13 protein-coding genes are annotated in these 26281 nt (G+C 36.3%); 5 read left to right on the forward strand and 8 right to left on the reverse strand.

Features of this window, described 5'->3' with window-relative positions; all coding sequences use genetic code 11:
* Window positions 1-17: 17 nt before the first annotated feature.
* The 4 genes from PMI13_RS09470 (at window position 18) to PMI13_RS09485 (ending at window position 9487) form a co-directional block, all read left to right on the forward strand.
* The gene (locus tag PMI13_RS09470; RefSeq protein ID WP_007843062.1) at window positions 18-905 is read left to right on the forward strand and encodes a cbb3-type cytochrome c oxidase N-terminal domain-containing protein; all 888 of its coding nucleotides are present in this window, start codon (window positions 18-20) and stop codon (window positions 903-905) included.
* A gap of 296 nt (window positions 906-1201) precedes the next feature.
* Window positions 1202-6232, forward strand: a complete 5031-nt coding sequence (locus tag PMI13_RS09475; RefSeq protein ID WP_007843063.1) for a translocation/assembly module TamB domain-containing protein — start codon at window positions 1202-1204, stop codon at window positions 6230-6232.
* Window positions 6232-8556: a translocation and assembly module lipoprotein TamL gene (gene tamL, locus PMI13_RS09480; protein WP_007843064.1), complete on the forward strand. Its 2325-nt coding sequence runs from the start codon at window positions 6232-6234 to the stop codon at window positions 8554-8556. The genes PMI13_RS09475 and tamL overlap by 1 nt, the downstream gene beginning before the upstream one ends.
* A gap of 1 nt (window position 8557) precedes the next feature.
* A complete protein-coding gene (locus tag PMI13_RS09485; RefSeq protein ID WP_007843066.1) occupies window positions 8558-9487 on the forward strand; it encodes a YihY/virulence factor BrkB family protein in 930 nt (309 codons plus the stop codon).
* A gap of 43 nt (window positions 9488-9530) precedes the next feature.
* On the opposite strand, the gene argS is transcribed toward PMI13_RS09485, so the two are convergent.
* The 6 genes from argS to PMI13_RS09515 form a co-directional block, all read right to left on the reverse strand.
* Window positions 9531-11291: an arginine--tRNA ligase gene (gene argS, locus PMI13_RS09490; RefSeq protein WP_007843067.1), complete on the reverse strand. Its 1761-nt coding sequence runs from the start codon at window positions 11289-11291 to the stop codon at window positions 9531-9533.
* Window positions 11292-11410: 119 nt separating this feature from the next.
* Complete coding sequence (locus PMI13_RS09495) at window positions 11411-11863, reverse strand: lipocalin-like domain-containing protein (RefSeq protein WP_007843072.1); 453 nt, start codon at window positions 11861-11863, stop codon at window positions 11411-11413.
* An 81-nt stretch (window positions 11864-11944) separates the two neighbouring features.
* Window positions 11945-13438: a SusD/RagB family nutrient-binding outer membrane lipoprotein gene (locus PMI13_RS09500; protein ID WP_007843074.1), complete on the reverse strand. Its 1494-nt coding sequence runs from the start codon at window positions 13436-13438 to the stop codon at window positions 11945-11947.
* Between the two features lie 6 nt (window positions 13439-13444).
* Window positions 13445-16456, reverse strand: a complete 3012-nt coding sequence (locus PMI13_RS09505; protein ID WP_007843077.1) for a SusC/RagA family TonB-linked outer membrane protein — start codon at window positions 16454-16456, stop codon at window positions 13445-13447.
* Window positions 16457-17083: 627 nt separating this feature from the next.
* Entirely contained in the window at window positions 17084-18742 is a 1659-nt protein-coding gene (locus tag PMI13_RS09510; protein ID WP_007843079.1) for a SusD/RagB family nutrient-binding outer membrane lipoprotein, read from the reverse strand.
* Window positions 18743-18746: 4 nt separating this feature from the next.
* Window positions 18747-21749 (reverse strand): SusC/RagA family TonB-linked outer membrane protein, encoded by a 3003-nt coding sequence (locus PMI13_RS09515; RefSeq protein WP_007843081.1) that lies wholly within the window; start codon window positions 21747-21749, stop codon window positions 18747-18749.
* A 119-nt stretch (window positions 21750-21868) separates the two neighbouring features.
* On the opposite strand from PMI13_RS09515, the gene PMI13_RS09520 reads away from it, so the two are divergent.
* The gene (locus PMI13_RS09520; RefSeq protein WP_034669826.1) at window positions 21869-22453 is read left to right on the forward strand and encodes a ribonuclease HII; all 585 of its coding nucleotides are present in this window, start codon (window positions 21869-21871) and stop codon (window positions 22451-22453) included.
* A 100-nt stretch (window positions 22454-22553) separates the two neighbouring features.
* On the opposite strand, the gene yidC is transcribed toward PMI13_RS09520, so the two are convergent.
* A complete protein-coding gene (gene yidC, locus PMI13_RS09525) occupies window positions 22554-24350 on the reverse strand; it encodes a membrane protein insertase YidC (RefSeq protein ID WP_007843089.1) in 1797 nt (598 codons plus the stop codon).
* Window positions 24351-24530: 180 nt separating this feature from the next.
* Window positions 24531-26138 carry a CTP synthase gene (locus PMI13_RS09530; RefSeq protein ID WP_007843091.1) on the reverse strand — a complete coding sequence of 536 codons (1608 nt, stop codon included), beginning with the start codon at window positions 26136-26138 and terminating at the stop codon, window positions 24531-24533.
* Window positions 26139-26281: the final 143 nt, after the last annotated feature.

Here is a 26281-nt window from a genome sequence, read left to right on the forward strand (position 1 = left end):
TTTTAAACTGATGTAATATGAAAACAAGAACTCCCATTTCAGTATACATTGCAGTAACAATAGGTTTAACCATTATGGCATTCGAAATGTTTGCCCAAGATGCCAACTATTTTTCTTCACCTTATTTCTGGGTATTACTGATCATTGCAACCATTCTTCTCCTGATTATGAACTCTATCGGGGATCTTGTGGAAAATGAAAGTTTCAGCCGGCTGACCGAGGAAGAAAAAAAACTGTATCTGGAAGAAAAAAAAGTTTCTTATTTTCAGAAACTGTGGAACTCTGCATTCAAAAAGCAGTCCCAGTCTGAAGAAAAAGATATTCTTATCGATCATGGTTTTGACGGAATCACCGAGCTCGATAATTCATTACCGAAATGGTGGATCGGCCTTTTTTATTTCGGATGTATATTCTGTGCCGTTTACATGATTGCATTCGCTTTTACAGACTATGCCCATCCGGATGCGGAATATGATAAGGAAACCAAAACCATGCTTGCCTCTATTCAGGAATTTGAAAAAACAGCTCCCACAATCAATCTGGAAACCGCAAAATACAGTGCAGATCATATTGCAGAAGGTGAGCAGCTTTTCAAAACCAATTGTGTAACCTGCCATGGAGACGGAGGAAAAGGAGGAATCGGCCCTAATCTTACCGATACTCACTGGATCAACGTCAAAGAAAAAAGTGTATTCAAAAATGTTTTCTGGATGCTTGAAAACGGTTCCCCAAATAATCCTACCATGAGGCCCTTTATAAAAGAAGGAACCATTACAGGAAGAGATGCTGAAAAAATAGCAGCTTATATTTATCACATCAATCAGGAAACAGCTCCTATAACGGAAGCTCAGGGTGGTGCCCAACCACAGGGAGAAGAAGTAAAATGGGAAAACGGAAACGAATAAATTAATAATCTCAACTTATAAACCATGCCATGCCCCCTTTGAAAAACAAACTAACATTTTGAATTTTCATTTTTGCAAAAACCTTTTCAACACATCAAAAAAATGATTAAAAGGGGGCTTTTAAAAAACAAAAAATCCACGCCTTGGTTGTTTTCATCAACTAATTCACTTGACTACAACTAAACAAAAATTCCATAATAGACAGCCAGGGCAGGATTTTTGTATTCCAATAGGGTACCACAACAGATATTTTTCTTAAATAGTATTATTATCTTTGTTACAAACCCTATCACAATTTGAAACTAAAAATCAATAAAAGAAAGCTACTGAGGCCTATTGCAATAACCTTTATTTCAATATTGATTCTTCTTATTCTGCTTATATTTAGCCTAAGGCTTCCGGCTGTTCAGAATTTCATCAAAGACAAATTGGTGGTATATCTTGAAAAAAAAATCAAAACAAAAGTCAGCCTCGAAAGAGTTTATATCGGATTCCCAAACAGCCTTGTCATGGAAAACCTCTATCTTAAAGGCCGGGATATTGATACTCTTTTAGCTGTTAAAAAACTTGATGTAGGACTGAATATGCTCAAGCTCATTAATTCTACTGCAGATATCACCTCTGTAGACCTGGAAGGAGCCAGAGCCCATGTCGTAAGAAAACCGGACGGAAAATTCAATTTCGATTATATTATCGATGCTTTTGCCACCAGTGATAAGGATGAAAGCCCTTCTAAACCATTTATAATTTCGCTGGATAAAATCAAGTTAAAAGATATCGGGGTTACTTTTAACGATCAGCAATCGAGAAATGACATTCAATTATATTTCAAATCTTTTGATACAAGAGTAAAAACTTTTGATCTCAGTAAAAATAAATATGCAGTTAATGACATTAATCTCGACGGATTAAAATTGAAACTGAAGCAGGACCTTATAGAGGAAGTTTCTAGAAAAGTAGAACAAAAAGTAGATTCTCTCAATCAAAAAAAACCGATGAGTATTGGTTTAAGAGGAATCAAACTAACCAATTTCGATATTGATTACGGTGATGACAACACCAAAACATTTGCAAAAATTCTGTTTAAAGAATTAAGCACCCGGGTAAATAAACTTGACCTGGAAAACAATGCTTACAATGTCAACACTGTTTTTCTTTCGGGAGCGGATATTAATGCCAACCTTTACTTTCCTTCTCAGAATGCTCATCCGAAAGCCTCAAAAGAACCGGACGTTTCAAAGGTTTCCAATGAAGAAAAAGCTATGAAAATTCTTTTAGGAAAGCTCGTTCTGAATGATGTCAAAATGGTGTACAACAACACGGCAATGGCTCCCGCAAAACAGGGAATGGATTTCAATCACATGAATTTTTCAAAAATGAATGTAGAGGTCCGGAGTTTTAAAATGGAGAACAATACATTTGCTGGAGCTGTCAAATCAGCAGAGATTAAGGAAGCTCGCGGACTGGATATTCAGAAATTCAACACCGACTTTGTATACGGGGACAAAGAAGCTTATCTTAAAAGCCTGTACCTTCAGACCCCGAAAACTCTTTTACGGGATGAGGTGAGATTAAATTACAATTCAATCGAACAGCTCAGTTCTAATCTTGGAGCCGTAAAAATTTCAGCCAATATAAAAGATTCAAGGATAGGTTTTTCCGATATTTTAAATCTGGTTCCTACTTTAAGAAACACTGTGCCTTTCAACAAATATCCAAACGCAACACTGAACGTAAATGCCAGTGTAAAAGGAAGCGTAAATGATCTTCTGATCCGTGACCTGAAAGTTTCAGGCTTAGATCAATTGAGAGTAGCTGCTTCAGGAAGAATTAAAAATGCAATGAATCCTGACAATCTGTATTACGATGTAAGGATTGGCGAGCTTTCTTCATCAGCACAAGCCATCTTCAATTTAGTTCCGAAAAATACAATTCCTTCCAATATTTCTTTGCCGTCCCATTTTAGCATAAAAGGAACCGCAAAAGGCTCAACGAAAGTGGTAGATGCCAGTCTTAATCTTTATTCAACTCTTGGAAATGCAGCTGTCATTGCACAAGTTGATATGAGGCGTAAAAATCATGAGCTGTATGATGTAAAGGCTCATCTTCAGGCCTTACAGATCGGTAAAATCATCCGGAATAAGGATCTTGGAGCAGTTACAGCACAGATTTCTGCAAAAGGAGAAAGTTTTGATTTCAAAAATGCCAACGCCAATCTTAAAGGCTACGTTGCATCCGTAGTTTATAAAGGTTACCGCTACAGCGATATGAATCTGACCGGAAAAATTAATCGCGGCGTTTATCATATCATCCTCAATTCAAAAGACCCAAATGCCAATGTACAACTGACTGCATCCGGAGTTTATGACGATAAAAACCCGACGGTAAAAGTAAACGGAAGCATCAACAAGCTGGATCTGAATAAGCTTGGATTTTACACAAAACCCATGATCATTGCAGGAAAAATAGACGGTGATTTTACCAACCTTGATCCCGATCATCTTAACGGATATTTAAACCTCCAGGATTTCGCTTTTTCCGACACCAAGGAAGTTTTTCCTGTTCAGGAGCTTAATCTTAAAGCAACTTCCACCAATGATTCGACCAGGATTGTTTTCAACTCACAAATCGCTGATGTTGATATGAAAGGAAAATATAAGCTGACACAGATTTTCGGTTCTTTAACACAAACCATCAACCAGTATTATCAGTTCCAGAAACCGGATAAGTCTCAGAAAATTGATACCGGACAATATTTTACATTCAATGCTAAAATCAAAAATGATGACCTGATCAGAAAATTCGTTCCCGATTTAAAAAGCTTTGAAACCATTAATATCACCGGAAATTATGATGCTGACTCTCAGAAAGTAGAAATTGACGGACAGATTCCTCAGCTGCTTTACGGCACCAATTCAATTGAAAATGCCACATTAAAGATCACTAATGAAAACCAGGCATTACAGTATAATCTTGGAGCAGCTTCATTAAAAAGTGAGAGCTTCGCTTTAAACAAAGTGAATATCAATGGAGATGTTGCTGATAATATCATCAATTATAATATCACAACAAAGGATGAAAAAGATGCCACCCAATTCCTGATTGCAGGAAATGTAAAATCCTTGAATGACATAACAGAAATATCCCTGAACCCAAACGGGTTAAAATTAAATTACAGTGACTGGACCGTAGCGGAAGGAAATAAAATACAGATCAGCAGCCAAGGGATTTTAGCTGATAATTTCAGGTTATCCAACAGTGGAAGTGAAATATTGCTGCAGTCTGAAAGCACTTCTCCCAACAGTCCGTTAAATGTTTCGTTAAAAGATTTCAAAATTGAAACCATCACGGAAATCATTAAAAAAGATTCTCTTCTTGCTAAAGGAACAATCAATGCTACTGCCCAGATTAAAAATCTGACCAAAGAAATGACTTTCAATTCAGATTTAAATATTTCAGACCTGATTGTATTCGGAAACCCTGTAGGAAATCTTGCCGTGAAAGTAAATAATACTTCAGTCCACCTGCTGAATGCAGATATTGCGCTTTCAGGAAATAATAATGATGTAAAAATCTTAGGAGATTACAACACTTCCACAAGTTCCTTTGACCTGGATATGGCAATCAACCATCTTCAGATGAAGAGCCTTCAGGGATTCGCGATGAATGCAATTACCAATACGGAAGGTTATATTTCCGGAAACCTGAAAATCACAGGAACTACGGACAAACCGAATATTTTAGGAAAAGTAAAATTCAACAATGCCGGGCTTGAAATTGTAAAAACAGGAAGTGATTTCAGGAATATTGATGATGAAATTGCTTTTACAAACCGGGGTATTGAGTTTGATCATTTCAGAATCAAAGATAAAGACGGCAATGCATTAAATGTAGACGGGCAGGTTCTTACCCAGACTTACAGAGACTTTGCATTTAACCTTGATGTGAATGCCAAAGACTTCAAAGTGGTCAATTCTGAGAAATCAAATGATGCCATGATGTACGGAATCCTTGCCATTGATGCAGGATTACATGTCCGTGGAGATCTTGATTTACCAAAAGTCGACGGCAGATTAGCCGTTGCAGACAATACAGATTTTACGTTTGTGCTCCCTCAATCAAGCCCGTCATTACAGGAAAGAGACGGAATTGTTGAATTTATCGACCAGGACCAGGTTGCCTTGAATAAAACCATTAAAGCAGATTCTTTAAATGCACAAAGCCGCATCAAAGGAATGGATGTAAATGTAAATATTGAAGTCAGTAAAGAAGCGAAACTCTCGATCATCATTGATAAAGCCAATGGGGATTTTATAAAGCTTCAAGGGGAAGCAGACCTGACCGGCGGTATTGATCCTTCGGGAAAAACAACTTTGGTAGGCGTTTATGAAGTAGAGAAAGGATCTTATGAACTTTCCGTGAGTCTTTTGAAACGTAAATTTGACATCCAGAAAGGAAGTACGATTACCTGGACCGGCGAACCGACTGCCGCCACAATGGATATTACAGCCGTTTATAAAACCGAAGCTCCGCCTATTGATCTTGTGGAGCAACAGTTGAGCGGTGAAAGTGCTTCTATTATGAATCAGTTTAAGCAGAGAATCCCTTTCAACACATTATTAAAAATGAAAGGTGAATTGCTGAAACCACAGATCAGCTTTGATATTACCACAGAAGAAAAAAACAATTCTGTTTCATCTACTGTGACGGATATTGTAGATCAGAAGCTCACTCAGCTCAGAACCCAGGAATCTGAAATGAATAAACAGGTTTTTGCTTTGCTCTTATTGAACCGTTTCGTCGGGGAAAATCCTTTTGAATCCAGTGCAGGTCTTTCAGCTGAAGCCATGGCAAGGCAGAGTGTAAGTAAAATTCTTTCGCAACAGTTGAACAATCTTGCTTCAGGCTTAATCAAAGGTGTGGATTTAAATTTTGATCTTGAATCTTCCGAAGATTATACAACCGGAGAGAAAAATACAAGAACGGACCTGAATGTAGGCCTTAGTAAAAAACTATTGAACGACCGTCTGAAAGTTTCGGTAGGAAGTAATTTTGCATTGGAAGGTGATGCCCGTCAGAATGAGAGTATGACGAATATTGCAGGTGATGTCACGGTAGATTACAGTCTTTCAAAAGACGGAAGATATATGCTTCGGGCCTACCGTAAAGATGAATACCAGGTAGCACTTCAAGGGCAGATCGTAGAAACAGGTGTCGGGTTTATTATTACTCTGGACTATGATAAATTCCGTGAGATTTTTCAAAAATCGAAGAAAGACAGACCTAAAAAAACAAATAAGAATAACCAAGTGGTAGAATTTAAGTAATGAAAAGTAATTGGCAGACCTATTTTAGATATTTATTTGCTTCGGGACTTACCCTGGTTACTCTTTCGTGCAGTAACACCAGGTATCTGAAGGAAGGGCAAACGCTCTACACTGGCGGTGAAGTAAAAATCGAAAACGACACCATTTCGAAAAAAGAAAAGAAAGAGCTCAAGACCGCTTTGGAAGAAAATTTAATTCCAAAACCCAACTCCTCAATTTTAGGATTACGTCCGAAATTATATTTTTACAATATTGCTAAAGAACCGAAAAAAGATAAAGGCTTTAATTACTGGTTAAAATATAAAGTAGGTGAAAAACCTGTTTTATTAGGAGATGTAGATCGTGAATTTAATAAAAAGATCATTGAAAACTATTCGGAAAACAAGGGCTATTTCAATGCAAAAGCTACTTACGATACAGTTTCTAAAAACAAAAAGGCACAGGTTATTTATACCTTAAAGCCCGGATCAAGATATTTAATTAGTAACGTTAAGTTTCAGCAGGATTCTTCACTGATCAATAAAGAAATTCAGGCTTTAACGGATAAATCGTTACTTAAATCCGGAAAGCCATTTGATCTGGATGTCATTAAAAGTGAAAGAGAACGGATTGATAACGGGCTAAAAGAAAGAGGATTCTATTATTTCAGCCCCGACAATATTATTGTACAGGCAGACAGTACCGTAAGCAAAAACCACAAAGTCGAGCTTAATGTAAAACTGAAAGATGATACTCCCGACCTGGCAACCGAGCAATTCACCATTGATAATGTTATTGTTTTCCCAAGCTATAATATCCAGGATGTAAAGGATGGAAAATATAAAGTTCCGATGGATGTGGATTCACTTTCAAAATATGCCTATAATGGTATTCATGTCATTGATCCGCAACATAAATTCAAGCCGAAAATTTTTGACAGGGCTTTATATTTTAAGAAAGGAGACCTGTATAACCGTACCAATCATAATCTTTCACTGAACCGCCTGATCAGTTTAGGAGTTTTCAAATTTGTGAAAAATGAGTTTATCGTTTCAGATTCGCTCAATCATAAATTTGATGCCTATTATTTATTGACGCCAAGACAGATCCAGTCATTAAAATTGGAAGCATTAGGCAGAACCAACTCTGCGAATTATGCCGGCAGTGAATTGAATCTCAACTGGACACACAGGAATTTCTTCAGGGGAGCGGAGCAGTTTAAAGCTGCTGTTTACGGGGCTTTTGACTTTCAGATGGGTGGACAGGAAAATGCAAAAAACCTATTCCGTGCCGGAGCTAATGTACAGCTTTCCATACCAAGAATTGTAGCCCCTTTCCGTTTCAATTCTTCAAGCGCATTTGTACCCAGAACGAATATTACTTTGGGATATGAATTTCAAAACCGTACAGAATATTATACGCTTAATAATTTTAATGCGTCGTTCGGATATCTATGGAAAGAGAATGCAAGAAAAGAACACGATTTAAAAGTAATTGACATTACCCTCGTCTCTCCTGCCAAAGTAACAGATTTGTTTTATGAGCAGGCGAAAACTCCCGCTGCACTAAGGGTAGTACAGGAACAGCTTATCTTCGCCCCCACCTATTCTTACACTTATACGAATACAATGCTTCCAAAGACCAATACGGTATATTATAAAGGCACATTGGATCTGGCAGGAAACATTACAGGTTTGGTAACGGGTGCCAATGTAAAAAAGAATAAAGAAAAAGAAATTTTCGGCATTCCGTTCAGCCAGTATGCGAAAATAGAAAATGATTTCAGGTTCTACCATAAGTTTACGGAAAAGAGCTCATTTGCCGGCAGATTTATCGGAGGAATAGCTTATCCCTATGGAAATTCAGAATTTGTACCTTTCTCCAAACAGTTTTTCTCAGGCGGAAGCAACAGTATCCGTGCTTTCCGTGCAAGGACTTTAGGACCGGGAAGTTTCGACCCCAGAACGATTCCACAAGGAACTCTGCTAGACCAGTCAGGAGATATTAAATTGGAATTGAATGCAGAATACCGTGCCAATCTTTATAAGTTTTTAAACGTAGCTGCTTTTGTTGATGCAGGAAATATCTGGTTACTGCATGATGATGCGGACAGGCCCGGCGCTAAGTTTTCAAAAGATTTTTTAAATGAAATCGCTGTAGGAGCCGGTGTCGGCCTCAGGCTCGATTTTTCCATTCTGATACTGCGATTAGATCTGGCAATGCCGTTACGTGTTCCTTATTATGAAAAGGGAGACCGGTGGGCATTTGACCGGATTAATTTCGGAGACTCCGGCTGGAGAAAAGATAATCTTGTTCTGAATATTGCCATCGGATATCCATTTTAATATGATCAATAATATAAAATTTTTCCGGGAAGTTTTAAAGGAAACATTCAGTGAATGGAACAGCTCATCTGCATCTAAAGATTCAGCGAGCCTGGCCTATTATGCCATTTTTTCCATCCCCGGGTTATTGATTATTATTATCTGGATTGCAGGGAATTTTTTCGGTGAAGAGGCTATCCGGGGTGAGATCAGCAATCAGATCAGCGGATTAATGGGAAATGAAGTTGCCAAAAGCATTGAAGGAATGATCGCCGGCGCACTGATCGATAAGCAGAATATTTTTATGAAAATAGTAGGAATCGGGTCTCTGGTTTTTGGTTCCACTACTCTATTTTTTCAGCTGCAGCATACTTTAAATACGCTTTGGTACGTAGAAGCAGCTCCTAAAAAAGCATTGATTAAGTTTCTTTTAGACCGGGCCAATTCGTTAGGAATGATCCTGATCCTCGGTTTCTTATTGATGACCACGATGATTTTATCGTCTATGATAAGCTTATTTAATAACTGGATTACCAATTATTTCGGACTTGAAACTTATAGGCTTGTAGAATTTGTTAATTTTGCGATCGGTTTCGGAGTGGTGATGCTGCTATTTGCCTTAATGTTTAAAGTACTTCCCGATATTAAAATAAGCTGGAAACCTGTATGGAGAGGCGCATTATTAACTACGGTCCTGTTTACACTGGGAAAATTTTTGCTGAGTCTTTATTTCGGTAATTTTAAACCTACTTCTACTTTCGGTGCAGCCGGAACCGTTATTTTAATTATGATGTGGATTAATTATTCCTGCATGCTGGTATTTTTCGGGGCAGAATTTACCAAGGTGTATACCTATAAAAAAGGTTATAAAATTATTCTTTCCAAACATGCAAAATGGAATGCAGCCAAGCTCTATGCCGAGAGCCGTAAAAATCAGGATTCCCCGGACTGATCAAGATAAAAAAGCCTCCTGAAAATTTCAGGAGGCTTTTAATTTACATTCTGTTTACAGTTCCTATTCCCAGTAAACCTAAAGATTTCTTTATTGTTCTGGAAGTCAGATCTGATAAATTTAAACGGAATTGTCTGATATTTTCATCTTCCTGAATCAAAATTGGATTATTCTGATAGAAGGAATTGTAAGATTTAACTAAATCATATAAATAATTGGCCACTAAAGCAGGGCTCAATGTTTCTGCAGATTTTTCCACTACGGTTTTATAATTGGCAAGCTGCATCGTTAATTCTTTTTCAAACTGGTTCAGCTGTACATCTGCAATTTCTTTCTGGACATATTCTGCTTTTGACAATAAAGACTGAATACGTGCATAAGTATATTGAATGAATGGCCCCGTATTCCCATTAAAGTCAATACTTTCAGCAGGATTGAACAGCATTTTCTTTTTAGGATCAACTTTCAGCATGAAATACTTTAATGCCCCCAACCCGACAGTTTCATAAGAAGATTCTTTATCTTCATCAGAAAGATTTTCTAATTTTCCTAATTCCTGTGCCTTAGCTTTTGCCGTTTCATACATTTCCTGCATCAGGTCATCGGCATCTACTACCGTTCCTTCACGGGATTTCATTTTACCTTCAGGAAGTTCCACCATTCCGTAAGATAAATGGAATAATTGATCTGCCCAGGCATAGCCCAGCTTCTTCAGGATTTTAAACAATACCTGAAAGTGATAATCCTGCTCATTTCCAACAGTATAGATCAGCTTCTGAATATTATTCTGCTTGAATCGCTCTACTGCCGTTCCCAAATCCTGGGTCATATATACCGAAGTTCCGTCTGAACGCAGTAAAAGTTTCTGATCCAGCCCTTCATCAGTAAGATCACACCAAACCGATCCGTCTTCTTTCTGATACAGAACACCTTTATCCAAACCTTCCTGAATAAGGTCTTTCCCTAATAAATAGGTATTGCTTTCATATTGAACCTGATCAAAATTTACACCTAATCTTTTATAGGTTTCATTGAATCCTTTATACACCCAGGAATTCATTTCATTCCAGAGATTTCTTACTGTTTCATCTCCATTTTCCCAATCCAGAAGCATTTTCTGAGCTTCTTTTATTACGGGTGCCTCTTTTTTAGCCTGCTCTTCCCCTATTCCCTGCTCAACCAGTTCAGCAATTTCTTTTTTATAGTTTTTATCAAATTCAACGTAATAATTCCCTACAAATTTATCTCCTTTTGTATGGGTTATTTCTGGAGTTTCGCCCTTTCCGAACTTCTCCCAGGCCAGCATCGATTTACAGATATGAATTCCTCTGTCATTGATGATCTGAGTTTTGATGACATCATAGCCTGCTTCTTTAAGAATCTGTGCGACAGAAAAACCCAGTAAATTATTTCTGATATGTCCCAAATGCAAAGGCTTATTGGTATTCGGGGAAGAATACTCTACCATTACCGTAGCATTCTTCTTTTCTATTTTTGAAAAACTTTCACCGACTGATTTAAACTGGTCTACAAAGAATTGGTTTTTAACTTTCACGTTAAGGAAACCTTTAACAACATTGAAACTTTCCAACAGGTCTGTTTGAGCAGTTAATGATTCTCCCAATTCTACTCCTATGCTCTCAGGATTTTTTTTCAGCTGTTTTACCAATGGAAAAGTAACAATAGTAAAGTCTCCTTCATATTCGGTTTTATTTTCCTGAACTTCCAGACTGATTTCCTTCAGCTGATATACGTTTAAAATAATTTCCGAAAGTTTTTCTTCTATGATATTTTTGATATTCATGTGCCAATATTCTTTTTTCAAAGACTATTATGAAATAGCCTTGTATTTTCGCTTAAAATTTTGAAATACAAATATACGGAAATAAAAAAACCACCCGAAGGTGGTTTATATAAGAATTCTTATTGTTTTATAAACACTAAGACGGCATCATCATTCCCGGGGATATTATCTAAATCTCTCGTGTTATCGGAAATTTTAAGTTCTGTATCAGAAAATGTATCCACATCTTTTTTAAGAGTCTTAACCACACCAGCTTCTGTATAGGTAAGCGTTAAAGTTCCACTCATATTATCATAGCTCCATTTACCTGCAAATGAATCAAACATATTACACTCGCCAGAAGACGGGGCCACATCATATCTTTCATATACTCCTGAAAAATCTACATTCACCGATATCTGCCCTTTTTGCTGACAGGTACTTGCCGGATAGGTTTTCCCTTTATATTCATATTGATAAGGCTTCCAGACCCCGTTGATATCCGGAGTTTTTATTTCTGTATTTTCTCTGCCATCATCACTGCTGCAAGAAACAATGCTCATTATGGCAATAAGGCTGATCAAAAATTTCATATTTACAATTTTACAAATTTAAATAAAGATATTCCTGCACTGTTACAGGAATATCTTTTAATATGATTCATTAACTATTAATTAGTTTACATCCCAAAAAACTTTGGTTGATACTTTATCGCCACCGATTTTTGCAGCAGCGGCAGCAACATTAGTTGCATTCAATAAATATTCCTGATCTGAATATTTCATTCTCACTGGTACTGCTTCAACAGCAGAATCTGCAGGGTTTTCAAATACAGGATAGTTTAATCTTCTCGCAAAATTCCATGCCTGGAAACCTTTATTAAACATCGCTACCCAAGCCTGGAAACCAATAGATTTTCTCCAGTTGGTTGCATCATATGGATTGGCAGCAATAAATGTAGCCGCAACCGTAGGGCTCATTCCATATTCTCCCATAGAAGCAGTAATGGCTTCACCATATAAAACAGCAGGTGTTCCACCTACATTGAAACCGCGTGCAGCAGCTTCTGCTCTTAAGAATGTAATCTCAGAATAATCCAATAAAAACCCTTGAGCATTCTCCGTAATAAGCATATAACCATCCTCTCCAACATCATTAGGTTTTGAAGAAGTCATATGCGAGTATGCCCCAAATGAATTTCCAGAACCGTATACTCCTCCTACAAAAGCACCTCCTACTTTAGTAAACCATCTTCCTCTTCTAGGATCTGAAGTAGAATTCATATAATCAACCAACATTTCTGAAGGAACAAAGTCATTTCTACCAGATTGTACAACATCCTGATATACTGGGTTAGCAAATAATCCTGATGGGAAAGCCGTTAATCCAAAATTGTCTTCTTTAGCTGTAAATAAACCTGCAGCGTAAGCTGCTTCTGCATGAGTTTTAGCCAAAGTCGGGTCAGCATCTGATAATGTCACAGCTAATCTGAACTTTAAGGAATTACCCATTTTTTCCCAATTGACCATATTTCCTTTATAAAACAGATCGTCTGTATAACCGCTTTCATTAGTATTGATCATAGCCGTAGCTGCATCAATTCTTTTAATTAAATCCACATAGATCGTTTTAGCATCATCATAAGGAATCTCAGAAGCTCCCGGATTTCCAGGTATAGCTTTTAAAGCACCGAAATAAGGTAAGTCCCCATAAGTATCAACCAAATTTGCCCATGCATATACACTGATCAATTCAATAATAGCTTCATTATTACTTTTTTTTGCCGCACTTAAGCTTTCATTCTGAAGAAATTGTCTTGCATCTCTAAGAGCGGATAAAACACCTGGAGAATGTACTGTAGCGGAGCTCGAAGCCATCATTCTGTTATAATGGTTTCTTGGAATAGGTCTTGTCACCATATCATAGTTAGACTCATCTATATAGGTAGTTTGTGCCCATTGCTGGGTAAAGAATCTCGATATATTATTATTAACATTGGGCGTTAATAATTGTGAAATTAATTCCTGCTCTGCACTTGCTACCAATAATCCCGACGGCACAACCGAAGGGTGCTTAGGGTCTTCATTCAGTGAGGTAATATCCCTCTCACAAGAGTTGGTAATTACTGTCAGAGAAATTAAGCTTAGTATTAAAAATATCTTTTTCATGTCTTTTTAGAATTTTAATGTTACATTGATACCGATGTCACGTGTTGTTGGAAGAACCCCGATAGAATTACCTTTTGAAGCCAGCCCGTTACCTGTTCCTGCTTCAGGATCCGCGTAAGGTAAGTTTTTGTGAATAATCCAAAGGTTTCTTCCTACCAAAGAAATTTTAGCTTCCTGTAAAGAAGTATTTTTCAATATAGATTTCGGAAGGCTGTAACCAATACTTGCTTCTCTTAATTTAACATATGAAGCATCATATACAAATCTGCTGTTCGGCATTCTTCTATATCCGTCTACGTTACCGAAAGTACCTGGTGCAATCGTAGGTGTTGTGTTCACCTGTCCGTTAGGATTTACTCCAGGATTGATAACACCAGCTGTTCTATAATCTCCTACTGCTGTTTCTTCATACAAACCAGTGGCAAGACCATAATACATATCTGTTGAATAAACATCTCCACCATGTTTAACGTCAATTAAGAAGCTAACTGAGATTCCTTTATAATTGAAGCTGTTCCTGATACCACCAATCCAATCCGGAGTGATATTACCGATTACCTGGTTAGGGTTTCTTAAATATCTACCGGTAGCAGGATCAACTACGCGCTCTCCATTTAAATAAACATAATCTGATCCTACAAGAGCACCGAAAGCTTCACCCACTCTTGCATTTAAAGAAATTCCCCCTTGATAAGATGCCAATAAATAGTTTTTTGCATCGCCATATAAAGAAACTACTTCATTTTCATTTTTAGACCAGTTCACATCAACATCCCAACTGAAATTGGAAGTTTTGAATGGTGTTCCGTTTAGCTGAACTTCAATTCCTTTGTTATTAATCTGTCCTGCATTTACCAGGAATGTTCTGTATCCTGTAGCTGAAGAAACCGGTAGATTAATAATCTGGTCAAGTGTACGCGTTTTATAAACAGCAACATCAAATCCTAATCTGTTTTTTAAGAATTGAGCTTCCATACCGAATTCTAATTCTTTAGACCTTTGTGGTTTCAGGTCCGGATTGGCCAAAAAGTATGATTGATCTACCAATCCGGTGTTTCCAAATCCACCTCTTACCCTGTATGTATTCTGTAGTTGATAATTGACTGTTGATGAACCTACTTCCGCATAGTTCGCTCTCACTTTCCAGAAGCTTAACCAGTTTTGTTTCCATAATTCTGAAAGAATCAAAGATCCTGTCGCTGAATAATAATCATAGGTATTATTTTCTTTCGGAAGGTTTGAGCTTCTGTCTACCCTGTAAGTTCCGTCTACAAACAATAAATTTTTATATCCGAATGAAGCTGTAGCATATAAACTTGAAGTAAGCCATTTTGCATAGTTTTCATCCGGTGGAATGATCGGACTGGCAGAATTTGAGATAGCAAATAATCCCGGAGTTGCCAGACCACCTTCTGTACTTGCATAGACACCGTCACTTAAGTTTCTTCTTACGTTCCCCCCTAAGATACCACTTACGTTTAAATCGTCTGTAATATCAAATTTATAATTGGCAAATACGTCGAAGTTGGTTTCCGCAGTTCTTACATCCTGACGGGAATATCCTGAAGTTACATTATTTCCTGAAGCCCCAAATGCCTGGGGTAAAGATCCGTTCATCAATCTTTGCTCAATCAGCATCTGCATATTGTCATAAGATAACTTCCCTGTAATCCCGAAATTTTTAGAAACATCATATTTTAGCTGAGCATAGCTGAATGTTCTTGTTCTTGAATCCGACTGGTAATTCTGATATCTTTGGAAATATGGATTATTCCAGTATGCAGGTGTTCCATCTGCACCTGAAGTTCTGTTCCAGGTATTATTGGAATTATTTGTTCTGGCATAGGCATCTCTCAGCTCATACAAATCCACGTTGGTCTGCCACCATTGTCTGAAACCGGTCACAATATTATCTGAATATCCGGTTTCATTTCTACCCTTAGTATCCTGAATTGTTAAGGTTGAGAAAACTGTAGCATGAAGTTTATCCGTAAAGTCATAGCTAAATTTTGCTGTCAAACTGTTTTTTCTCAAATCGGAATTCGGTAGTAAACCATTGGAAAGCATATTTGAATATGACAAAGATATATTGGATGACTTATTTCCTTTTTCTAATGAAATTGAGTTAACATAGGTAACCGGGTTTTCGAAAAATTTAATCGGCCCGTTTTTAGCAGCTACCCAAGGTGTTGCTTTTCCATAATAAGGTGAAGTAGGATCATATGAATACCATTGACGTACCATCAAATTAGGATTAAACTCGGCACCATAAGATGCATCTTCCGTAAGTGGTACCTGAAACTCACCGGTATCCGGGTCATGATTAAAATATTCATCAGGATTGCCATCACCATTCGTATCATTTCCGTATTGGGGGCCGTAGCCTGCTCCATATCTTGTCTGATATTTAGGGAATGTAGATTTATCGATAAAACCTACATTTACACTCGAATTTAATGTTACTCCCCAACTTCCGTCCTGTTTTCCTCGTCCGTTTTTAGTAACAATCAAAATAACCCCATCACTTCCACGCTCACCATATAAAGCTGAAGCCGCAGCTCCTTTAAGAACGTTTATACTTTCTATATCATTTTGGTTGATATCAGATAAAAAGTTTCCATAATCAAATATTGATCCTTTAATAGTACCATTATTTACCGGAGATCCATCTATTACGATTAACGGGGCACCTCCACTTAAAGATTTATACCCTCTAATCAATAAATTTGAAGACCCACCAAAGTTGTTGTTTGTGTTTACCTGTAGACCGGCCACTTTACCTGAAAGTAATCCCGCAACGTTTCCGGTATTAGTCGTTCCTCCGGTAAGGGCTTCAGCCTTTACTTCTTCAGAGGCATATCCTAATGATTTCTTTTCTCTTTTAATCCCCAAGGCAGTCACAACGACTCCCTCAATATCCTGTGTTCTTACGGTATCACTTGTCTTTTGCTGTGCATTTACAATAGCTAAAGACGAAGACAATACAAGAGTAAGCACACTCGCTGTTAGTTTCTTCATATCAAATTTATTTTTGCGTTGTTGCAAATTTGTAAAACTTTCTTAAAAACACAAAAGAAAATTACATAAATTTAACAATGTTTCAAAAAAATATAAAAAAAACATAGTTTTAATCAATAATATTTGTTAAATACAAAACATTTAACAAAAACAAGTTCTCATAAAAATAAAATGATTGAATATAATAAATAGAACTAAAAAAACGAATTTTATATCATAAATAGATGAAATAATAATTAAAAACAGCCCAAAAACAAGCATAATACATTTATAATCAACAAATTAAAGTATTAAAAAACAACAAATATTGCTTAATACTTAAAATAATTCAACACTTATGGATAAATAAAACAATGCGATGCATATATTTTTTTTGTCTGACAAATGTTAAAATAGGTGAAAATTATAAAAAGTTTACAAAGATTAAAATAAAAAAAAATCTAAAAAATGCTGCTTATAAATAAAAAATTATAGCAAATAATATATATACTTAATGAATTCATTAAGACAAATATTTTATAGATGATTTTTAAATTGAATAGTTGATACATCAAATTTAATACAAGCATATATAAAACAAAAAAACCGCCTTTGAGGCGGTTTTTAAATATTAAAATTGTTCTGATATTAATTCTGGTTCCAGAATGGAGTAGAACTATTTTTTGTAAATAATTGTGCGGTCGAAAGGCTTGGAACATTCGATGGGTTAGCACTGTATTCCGAAGTAGGATACTGTAGTCTGTACGGTTTTCTTGTCTGATTCGCCGTTACAGCTAAAGGAATAAATGGATAACCTGTTCTGTTATACTCGACAAATGATTCAAGAGGAGTTGCATTTACAGTAGAAATCCATTTCTGTGTCATAATTGCCTCTAACTTCTGAGCATCTGACCCTGTCCACCCTAAACCAGCTGTATTAGCTATTTGAGTAAAATAAGCTCCTGCAGTAGCACCAAAGTAAGTAAACGAATCAGTAATACCCTGATCAAATTTTGTTTGTGCACTATAATTAAACAATGAAGGCCATCTTAAAGCAGCTTCGGCCTGTAAGAAACTACTTTCAGCAGCTGTCATCATAACACCTCCGCGTCCATTTGCTAAGGTTAATAAAGAACCACTAGTTGCACCACCAATAAAGTTACCATTAGCAAAAGCCGAAACATTTCTACTTGATGGACTATTAGGATCTTGAGGAGCTCCTGGCTGACCTGCTGTAGCACCTTGTCTTGTTCCTTTCAATCTTGTAAATGTTTGTCCATTAAATGTATAGGTAACATTGGTAAATTGTCTAGTTCTTCTTGGATCCTTAATATTATTAAACTTGGCATAATATGCTTCTGTAGAATTGAGAATCGCATTTCCTTCCAAAGTATTAGCCAAGTGCTCAGATACAGTTACAATTACATAGTTTGCAGGTCTTTGTCCAGCTGCTGTAGCAAAATAATTTAATACAAAAGGATGCATCGAATCATTGTTTGCTGTAGAATATCCTGGATTTTCTTTTACCGTCTCGTTGATAAATAAACCAGTAAAGCCGTTAGCATTACCTTCTGCAGAAAGCTTAGCCAACTCCTGATCTCTGAAAGAAGCCATTGTACCTGTAACATTAGACATTCTAATAAGGTATCTCAGCTTAATTGTATTTGCAAATTGTCTCCATTTAGCCATACCTGCAGCACCACCTCCGAAAACAATATCACTTGCTCCTGCAGATTCCGCAAGAGGTTGAGCTTCATCTATAATATCAATAGCTGTATTAAGATTATCAATTGAAGCCTTATAAATTGTTTCATCATTATCATATTTCGGATGTAGATTAGCCTGTCCTTTAAATGCTTCAGTATAAGGAGCATCACCATATAAATCAACAATGTACTGCATGTAGAAAGACTTCATAATTTTCGCGATAGCGATATAATTATCTTGCTTATGATCAGCGTTAGGATAATTTTCAATAAAATTAAACGTATTAAGGTTCAAATAAATATTATCCCAGATCCCACTATAAAATGAGCTGTTTACATTTAGAGTATTTTCAGCACTGAATGTTTCTCCATATGAATAAACATTACAAGACCAGTTATTCATCATTAAATTACCCAATCTCATCATATCAGTACCCTGAGTTCTGTAAATTTCAGAAATAGCTCCTGGTAATGCTAAACTTGGTAGAATATTTTCTGCCGGAACAGAGTTAGGATTTTCATTGATATCTAGATAGTTATTACATGAGGTTGCTGTTAGCCCCATCAACACCAAAGGAATTAAAAATTTTATCTTTTTCATTTTTTTAAAAAGTTACGTTAATATTGAAACCAAAAGTTCTTGCAGTTGGGTACTGACTGATAGCCTGGAATCCGCCTCCGTTACCCGATGTATTGGTAACTTCCGGGTCTCCGAAGTTTCTGTTTGACTTTGCATACCATACAAATGGGTTTCTAGCATAAGCACCTACTGTCACGCTGTTAACAAATGTATTACTAATCCAGTTTTTAGGAAATCTATAGCTTAATGAAATTTCTCTGATTTTAAGAGCCGTACCATCAACTACGAATTCTTCAGCAATATCATCCTGATATGCACCTGTAAAATAAGACATAACATGTTGATAATCTCCAACACCTCCTACAGGCGTTGTGTTTGCTACATACTGACCATTTACTAACTGTACTGAGTTAGGAATAACATAACCTTGAGAACGATCAAACTCTGCAGTTTTCTCTAATAGACCGGTGAAACCTAGCAAATTTTTCGATGCAGAAATAAAACTATTACCTGTTCTATAATCTCCAACTGCTCTTAAAGTGAAACCTTTATACCTTACTGTAGTTCCGAAAGTAAGAATATAGTCTGGATTTACTTTTCCTAAGATTTCATAATCACTGCTTACTACAGGTAAACCATTAGCTCCAACTATGATATTACCGTTAGGATCCCTTTGGTATTTAGTACCGATGATCATAGGCATTTGCTGTCCAACAACCGCAGCAATACTTGCCGGGATACCGGAACCAGCGTTAGCAATGATTACTCTGTCTCCTCCGCCTTCTAAGCTTAAAACTTCAGATCTGTATTGAGAATAAGACCCATTTAAATTCCACTCAAAGTCAGCACTTTTGAAAGGGGTAATTCCTAAATCTACTTCGAAACCTTTGTTTCTCATAGTTCCTACGTTATCAAGCACGGCATTAAATCCTGTCGGTGTTGGTAAAGTAGCATTAGTAATTAAATCTTCTGTCTTAGTATTATAGTAAGATCCCTCAAGAGTAATACGATCTTTTAGGAAACCTAATGCTAAATTTGCTTCAAATGTGTTGTTAAATTCCGGTTTAATATCTGGTGAAACCGGATTTCTGTTTGGCCTGTAAGAAACTAAAGGCCCGAACGGATATCCTGTAGGAATTACTCCAACCTCATCCAAAGCATATACACCAATATTACTTGAGTTACCTGTTCTTGTATATGAAGCACTTAATTTCATATAGTTAAGAACATCATTTTTAAAGCTTGCAAAAGCTTTTGTAGGAATAAAAGACGCTCCTAATGAGTAATAAGAATATCCTTGGTTTTTATAATCATCTGTATAAGTAGGTCTAACACTTAAAACTGATGATTGCTCATAACGGAACGTTCCATTTACAAATAAGAAATCTTTATATCCTAAATCAACATTGGCAAACCAAGCAGCACTTCTTACTCTTGACTTCCCATTGTCTAGATTATACCATGGAGTATTATTAACCACATTATTAATATTATACCAACCTGGTATTCTTAAATTAGTTCCTCCGATGGCCATATTATCATCCTTAGCATCTTGAAGGTTACTACCAATGTTAGCTTTTAAATTAAGATTCTCCGTTAAATCATAGTTGAAATTTAACATTAAGTCTCCATAATATTTCCAGCTTTTGCTCATGCTTTTATTATAAGCAGATGTAATTGCAGTGTAACCAAAATCAAAAATAGTGGAGCCATCAAAAAGAGGATAACCTGTATTTTCCCAAGGAATAGCATCAGATGGTGTAAACTGATCATTATAAGATTCAGTTACACTGGATGTTGTTAATAAATTCCCTGTATAAGTTAAACTAATATTTTTATTAAACTCATATGCTAAATTAACGATTCCATTAAAAGTAGTCGTATTGTTATTATTTCTAAAATGATCTCTTAACCAATATGGATTGGTAGCATAAGGAGTCCAATGTCCACTAACTCCAGAATTTCTATAATCCTTAACATTAACGTTTGCTGGCGTTTGCAATAACATACCATATAAATTACCACCAGTTTGAGCAGTATTTTGATCTATTACATTAAATGTCCCGTCAATTCTGAATTTACCTAACTGCTTTCCTGCTTTGAAGAAAAATGTATTTCTTTTAAGGTTATCACCATCAACCATAAACTGGTTTTCTAAACGGTTAACAGACAAATATGCATATGCATCATCTCCACCAACATTCATTGATAAACCATTCTGTGTCAAGATACCATTGTTGAAGAACTTCTTAATATTATCCTTCTGATATCCATAATTTGCCATATTCAGACTACCATCAGCCTGTGGTAATCCCACAGGTAGTAATTGTCCTCCTAATCCCGGAGTTGACCATAGTGGTCCCCAAGATGTATTTTCGTAAGGAACCCAGTTGGTACCATTGTAGTCAGTACCGTCAAAACTTGTGTCCTGAATACCTTGACCGTATACAGATTGTCTTAATGGCAATTTGTATATTGAAGAGATATCAACAGAAGAAGTTAAATTGAACTGAATTTTACTTGATTTAGAACCTCTTTTAGTTGTTACTACGATAACACCATTACTTCCTTTCTCTCCGTATAAAGCAGCTCCTTGCTGTCCTTTAATTACGTTTATATTTTCAATAATTTCAGGAGGTAATTGTTGGAAAATTGAAGTTGTTGAAATTGTTCCATCAATAATAATCAAGGCAGTATTATTACCTGTGATAGATCTGTTACCTCTTAATACAATACGAGTACTAGAATTTACAGAGTTATCTAAGGTATTAATTTGTAAACCTGATACTTTAGCAGTTAATGCCTGCGCAATATTCGGGTTACCTCCGTTACTGATTTCCTGGTTATTTAAAACCTTGTTACTGGAAATAACAGCATCCTGTCTCTTTTTAATACCAAGAGCTCCAGTCACTACGACTTCTCGTATGTCTTGAGTTCTCAGAGTATCGCCTTGTGTATTTTGTGCATTCACAACCACAAAAGAGGAAGTAAGAACTATAGCCAAAACACTTGTAGTTAATTTCTTCATATTTAAATTGATTATTTTTTTTATTATTGCAAATATGTAAAACTTTCCCAAAGTAACCAAATATTTTGTTAAAAATATTTAATATTGCATGGTTTTATTTCACGTTATCTTATATATTTATGGATTTAATAAAAAAATGGTCGAATTTTTATGTTGAGGCAGGGTGTGATGAAGTAGGTAGAGGCTGCTTATGTGGTCCTGTCGTTGCCGCTGCAGTCATTTTAGATCATAATTTTAACCAAAATTTAGTTAATGATTCAAAAAAATTAACTTTTAAAACAAGGATGGACCTTGATAACTATATAAAAGACAATGTTAAAGACTATGCCATCGCCGAACTGCCACCATTATTTATCGACACCCATAATATTCTCAACGCAAGCATTCATGCTATGCATCTGGCGCTGGATCAATTAAAAATAAGGCCGGAACTCATCCTTGTAGATGGAAACAAGTTTCATCCTTATAATTATATACCTCATGAATGTATTATTAAAGGAGACTCAAAAGTTCTTTCTATTGCTGCGGCTTCTATTCTGGCTAAAAACTACAGGGACAGACTAATGATTGAGCTCCATGAAGAATTTCCGGAGTATGGCTGGAATACAAATTTCGGGTATGCCACCAAAAAGCACCAGGAAGCCTTAATAAAATTCGGGCCGACGAAACACCACAGACAATCGTTCAGGCTTAAATATGATTGAGCAGTTATAAATGATGAGTTGAGAGACAAATTGATACTACTATACCAATAAAAAAGAGAAGCAATAATTTGCTTCTCTTTTACTATATATAAGGTATATACTATTTCTTTTTATTTTTCTGCTCAGCCACTTTTTGTTGTTCCTGGGCTTTCTCCATCATCTCTCTCATTCTCTTCTGGAATTTACCTTCTGTTTTAGGCTTTTCTTTATTGGCCTGAATTTGGGCATGGATTTTCTTTTCATCCAGAATCCAGTATTTAATAACAAGGATAATTAATATGTTAATCGCATTGGATACAAAATAATACCATGAAAGCCCGGAAGCTGAGGTATTCAGGAAGAATAGGAATGTAACCGGGAAAATATACATCAGCACCTTCATGTTTGGCATACCTTCCTGCTGTGGCTGCTGGATATTTCCGGATGTCATGATGGTATAGATTAAAATGACAACAGTACATGCAAGAGCAAAGATACTTAAGTGATCTCCCAGGAAAGGAACTTTAAACGGTAATTTAATCAGATCATCATAAGCCGTAAGGTCTTTTGCAAACCAGAAGCCCTGCCCTCTCAAATCAATAAAGTTCGGGAAGAAACGGAACAATGCATAGAAAATAGGAATCTGTACCAACGCCGGCAAACAACCCGCCATTTGATTCACTCCTGCTTTCCGGTAGATTTCCATAGTAGCCTGCTGCTTTTTCATTGGATCTGCATCCTTTAATTTAGCATTGGCTTCATCAATTTCAGGACGGATTACTTTCATCATCGCACTTAGCTTATGCTGCTTATACATAATCGGCGACAGGATTAGTTTAACAATAATCGTCATTAAGAAAATAACCCAACCGGCTGTCAGTCCCCAGGATGCAATAATATTATACATCGGCATGAAGAAATAACGGTTCATCCCACCGATAAATGACCAGCCTAACGGTAATATTTCATCAAAGTTTTTATCATAAGATTTTAATAACGTCAGATCCAGAGGCATAAAATACCAGGTAAAATCCTGGTTCAATTCATTACCCGTCATCTGAACAAAACCTTCATAGTTGAATTTCTTCAGATATTCTCCTTCTTCAATAGCTTCCTGATTTCCTTTACTTTGGGTAAACCCGGTTTTAGCTTCAATTACAGAAGAAAAGAACTGCTGCTTTACCCCAATCCAGTTAAGCGTTTCTTTTTCCTCCTCCATTGTTGTTCTTCCGTCATAATCATAATCCTTATAATTATTGAATGCATAAGAGAATTCTGAGTGAGACTGCTCCTGAGCTCTACCCTTTTCCATATTTCTTACACTGTAATCCCAGATGAAATCTGCTTTGGTATCAGAAGTTACTTTAGCAAGCCCCTGAGTTCTTACTTTAAAATCTAAAGTGTATTTTTCAAGCAGTGTATAAATAAACTGAATAACAGCTCCATTATAATTAGCTGTCAATGTCACAGCATTACCGTTTACTGTAGGAGAGAAAACTAAATCTTTAGTATTAATAACCTTACCGGTTTTATCTTTAAACTGGAACCCGTAATTGGAATTGTTTTTATTGATCAAATATAATGGCAAATCTGCTTTGTCACTTTTGTGGTCGTATGCTTTATATTTTAAAAGTTCTACTTTAGAAACCTGCCCTCCTAAGCTTGAAAATTCCAGTTTCAATTCACTGTTTGCTAAGTTGGAAACCTGAATTGCATTAGGAGTTACATTTGGATTGATATTGCTTGCCTGAGTTTGTTTTACCGCATTTTTAACCTGTTCGGTCTTTTGTTGCTGAGCTTTTACCTCTTCCTCCTTCGATTGTTTGTTTTGAAAATAAAACATAAAACCGAAGAGTACCAGACATAAAACCGCAAAACTAATCATTTGACTTTTATCGAGTCCGTTGTTTTGTTGCATTTTATCTTAATTAAAATTTTTACTATTAAATAGGTATTACAAAGTGTAATACATTTTGAGTCGACAAAAATACTGTTTTTTTATCAAAACTCTATGCTATAATATATTACTATATAATAAACTCAGGCTGAGAATAATCAGTCTGAGTTTATTTATGACGTTTGCAATTAAAAAATTACTTTATTTCTTTTCACAAGCCTTGATGAAAGCTCTGAATAGCGGATGCGGCGTTGCTACCGTACTTTTATATTCAGGGTGATACTGTACCCCAACATAGAACGGATGATCTGGCATTTCAAGAGCCTCAACCAATCCTGTTTCAGGGTTTGTTCCCGTTGCCAGGAAGCCGTTCTTTTCAAATTCCTGAAGATAATCGCTATTGAATTCATAACGGTGACGGTGTCTTTCTGAAATATTTTTATTGCCATAGATTTCAGATAATCTGGAATTGTTTTTTAAAGTACATTTCCATGCACCCAAACGCATTGTACCTCCTTTATCTACTACATTTTTCTGTTCTTCCATGATAGAGATCACTGGATGTTCTGTAGAAGTATCGAATTCCATAGAATTGGCTTTTGAATACCCCAGAACATTTCTTGCAAATTCAATTGTCATGATCTGCATTCCTAAGCAGATTCCCAACATCGGAATTTTATTTTCTCTTGCATATTGCGCCGTAAGCACTTTCCCTTCAATTCCCCTGTCTCCGAAGCCCGGAGCAATCAGGATTCCGTTTACTCCTTTTAAAGTTTCTTTGATATTGTCTTCAGTAATATCTCCGCTATATACCCATCTTACTTTCACCTCTGTTTCCACATCTGCCCCTGCATGTTTGAAAGCTTCAGCAATGGAAATATAAGAATCCTGAAGAGAGATATATTTTCCTACTAATGCAATTTCTATTGTTTTCTTAGGATTCTGGAATTTCTTTAAGAAACTTTTCCAGTCTTTAAGATCTGCCTGCTTATCACTTTTAAGATCCAGCTCCTTTAAAACCACATCATCAAAATTCTGCTTCTGAAGATACATCGGAACTTCATAAATCGTTTCCAGATCTTTACATTCAATAACATTATCTAACGGAACGTTACAGAACTGTGCTAATTTTGCTCTCTGATCTTTCGGAATTTTATGCTCTGTTCTGCAAACCAAAACATCAGCCATAATTCCGCTTTCCATTAACTGACGAACGGAATGCTGAGATGGTTTTGTTTTTAATTCCCCACTTGAAGCCAGATATGGTAATAAAGTCAGATGGATGACCATAGAGTTCTTTTCACCCAATTCCCATTTCAGCTGGCGTACAGTTTCAATGTAGGGCAAAGATTCAATATCTCCTACAGTTCCACCGATCTCTGTAATGATAATATCGTAGTTCTGTTTGGAAAGAATTTTAATTCTGCGTTTAATTTCGTTGGTGATATGAGGAATTACCTGAACTGTTTTCCCCAAAAAGTCTCCTTTTCTTTCTTTTTCAATAACAGTCTGATAAATTTTCCCCGTGGTAACATTGTTATTCTGGGAAGTTGGAGCATCTAAGTATCGCTCGTAGTGACCTAAATCCAGATCCGTCTCCGCACCATCTTCGGTTACATAGCATTCTCCGTGTTCATAAGGATTCAGTGTTCCTGGGTCAATGTTAATATAAGGGTCCAGTTTTTGGATCGTTACATTAAAACCGCGTGATTTCAGTAATAGTCCCAGAGAAGCAGATACGATTCCTTTTCCCAAAGATGAAGTTACACCTCCTGTCACAAAGATGTATTTAGTGTTCTTTTTACTCATTAGATTAGGTTTGTGCAAAGTTAGGGGAAAAAGAAATACAAAGCAATTTTTTAGATTTTGAATTATTTTAATTAATCATAAACACGAAAAATAAGTTAAAATTTTCTGATTAAATTTTTAAAGGTGATTTCAACAAAGATCTA

The sequence above is a fragment of the Chryseobacterium populi genome (assembly GCF_000282115.1).
GTDB classification, from domain to species: Bacteria; Bacteroidota; Bacteroidia; order Flavobacteriales; family Weeksellaceae; genus Chryseobacterium; species Chryseobacterium populi.

Coding starts and splice junctions, on each gene's coding strand:
- PMI13_RS09470 (WP_007843062.1), top strand. CDS start 18: ATGAAAACAAGAACTCCCATTTCAGTATACATTGCAGTAACAATAGGT.
- tamL (WP_007843064.1), top strand. CDS start 6,232: ATGAAAAGTAATTGGCAGACCTATTTTAGATATTTATTTGCTTCGGGA.
- PMI13_RS09485 (WP_007843066.1), top strand. CDS start 8,558: ATGATCAATAATATAAAATTTTTCCGGGAAGTTTTAAAGGAAACATTC.
- argS (WP_007843067.1), bottom strand. CDS start 11,291: ATGAATATCAAAAATATCATAGAAGAAAAACTTTCGGAAATTATTTTA.
- PMI13_RS09495 (WP_007843072.1), bottom strand. CDS start 11,863: ATGAAATTTTTGATCAGCCTTATTGCCATAATGAGCATTGTTTCTTGC.
- PMI13_RS09500 (WP_007843074.1), bottom strand. CDS start 13,438: ATGAAAAAGATATTTTTAATACTAAGCTTAATTTCTCTGACAGTAATT.
- PMI13_RS09505 (WP_007843077.1), bottom strand. CDS start 16,456: ATGAAGAAACTAACAGCGAGTGTGCTTACTCTTGTATTGTCTTCGTCT.
- PMI13_RS09510 (WP_007843079.1), bottom strand. CDS start 18,742: ATGAAAAAGATAAAATTTTTAATTCCTTTGGTGTTGATGGGGCTAACA.
- PMI13_RS09515 (WP_007843081.1), bottom strand. CDS start 21,749: ATGAAGAAATTAACTACAAGTGTTTTGGCTATAGTTCTTACTTCCTCT.
- PMI13_RS09520 (WP_034669826.1), top strand. CDS start 21,869: ATGGATTTAATAAAAAAATGGTCGAATTTTTATGTTGAGGCAGGGTGT.
- yidC (WP_007843089.1), bottom strand. CDS start 24,350: ATGCAACAAAACAACGGACTCGATAAAAGTCAAATGATTAGTTTTGCG.
- PMI13_RS09530 (WP_007843091.1), bottom strand. CDS start 26,138: ATGAGTAAAAAGAACACTAAATACATCTTTGTGACAGGAGGTGTAACT.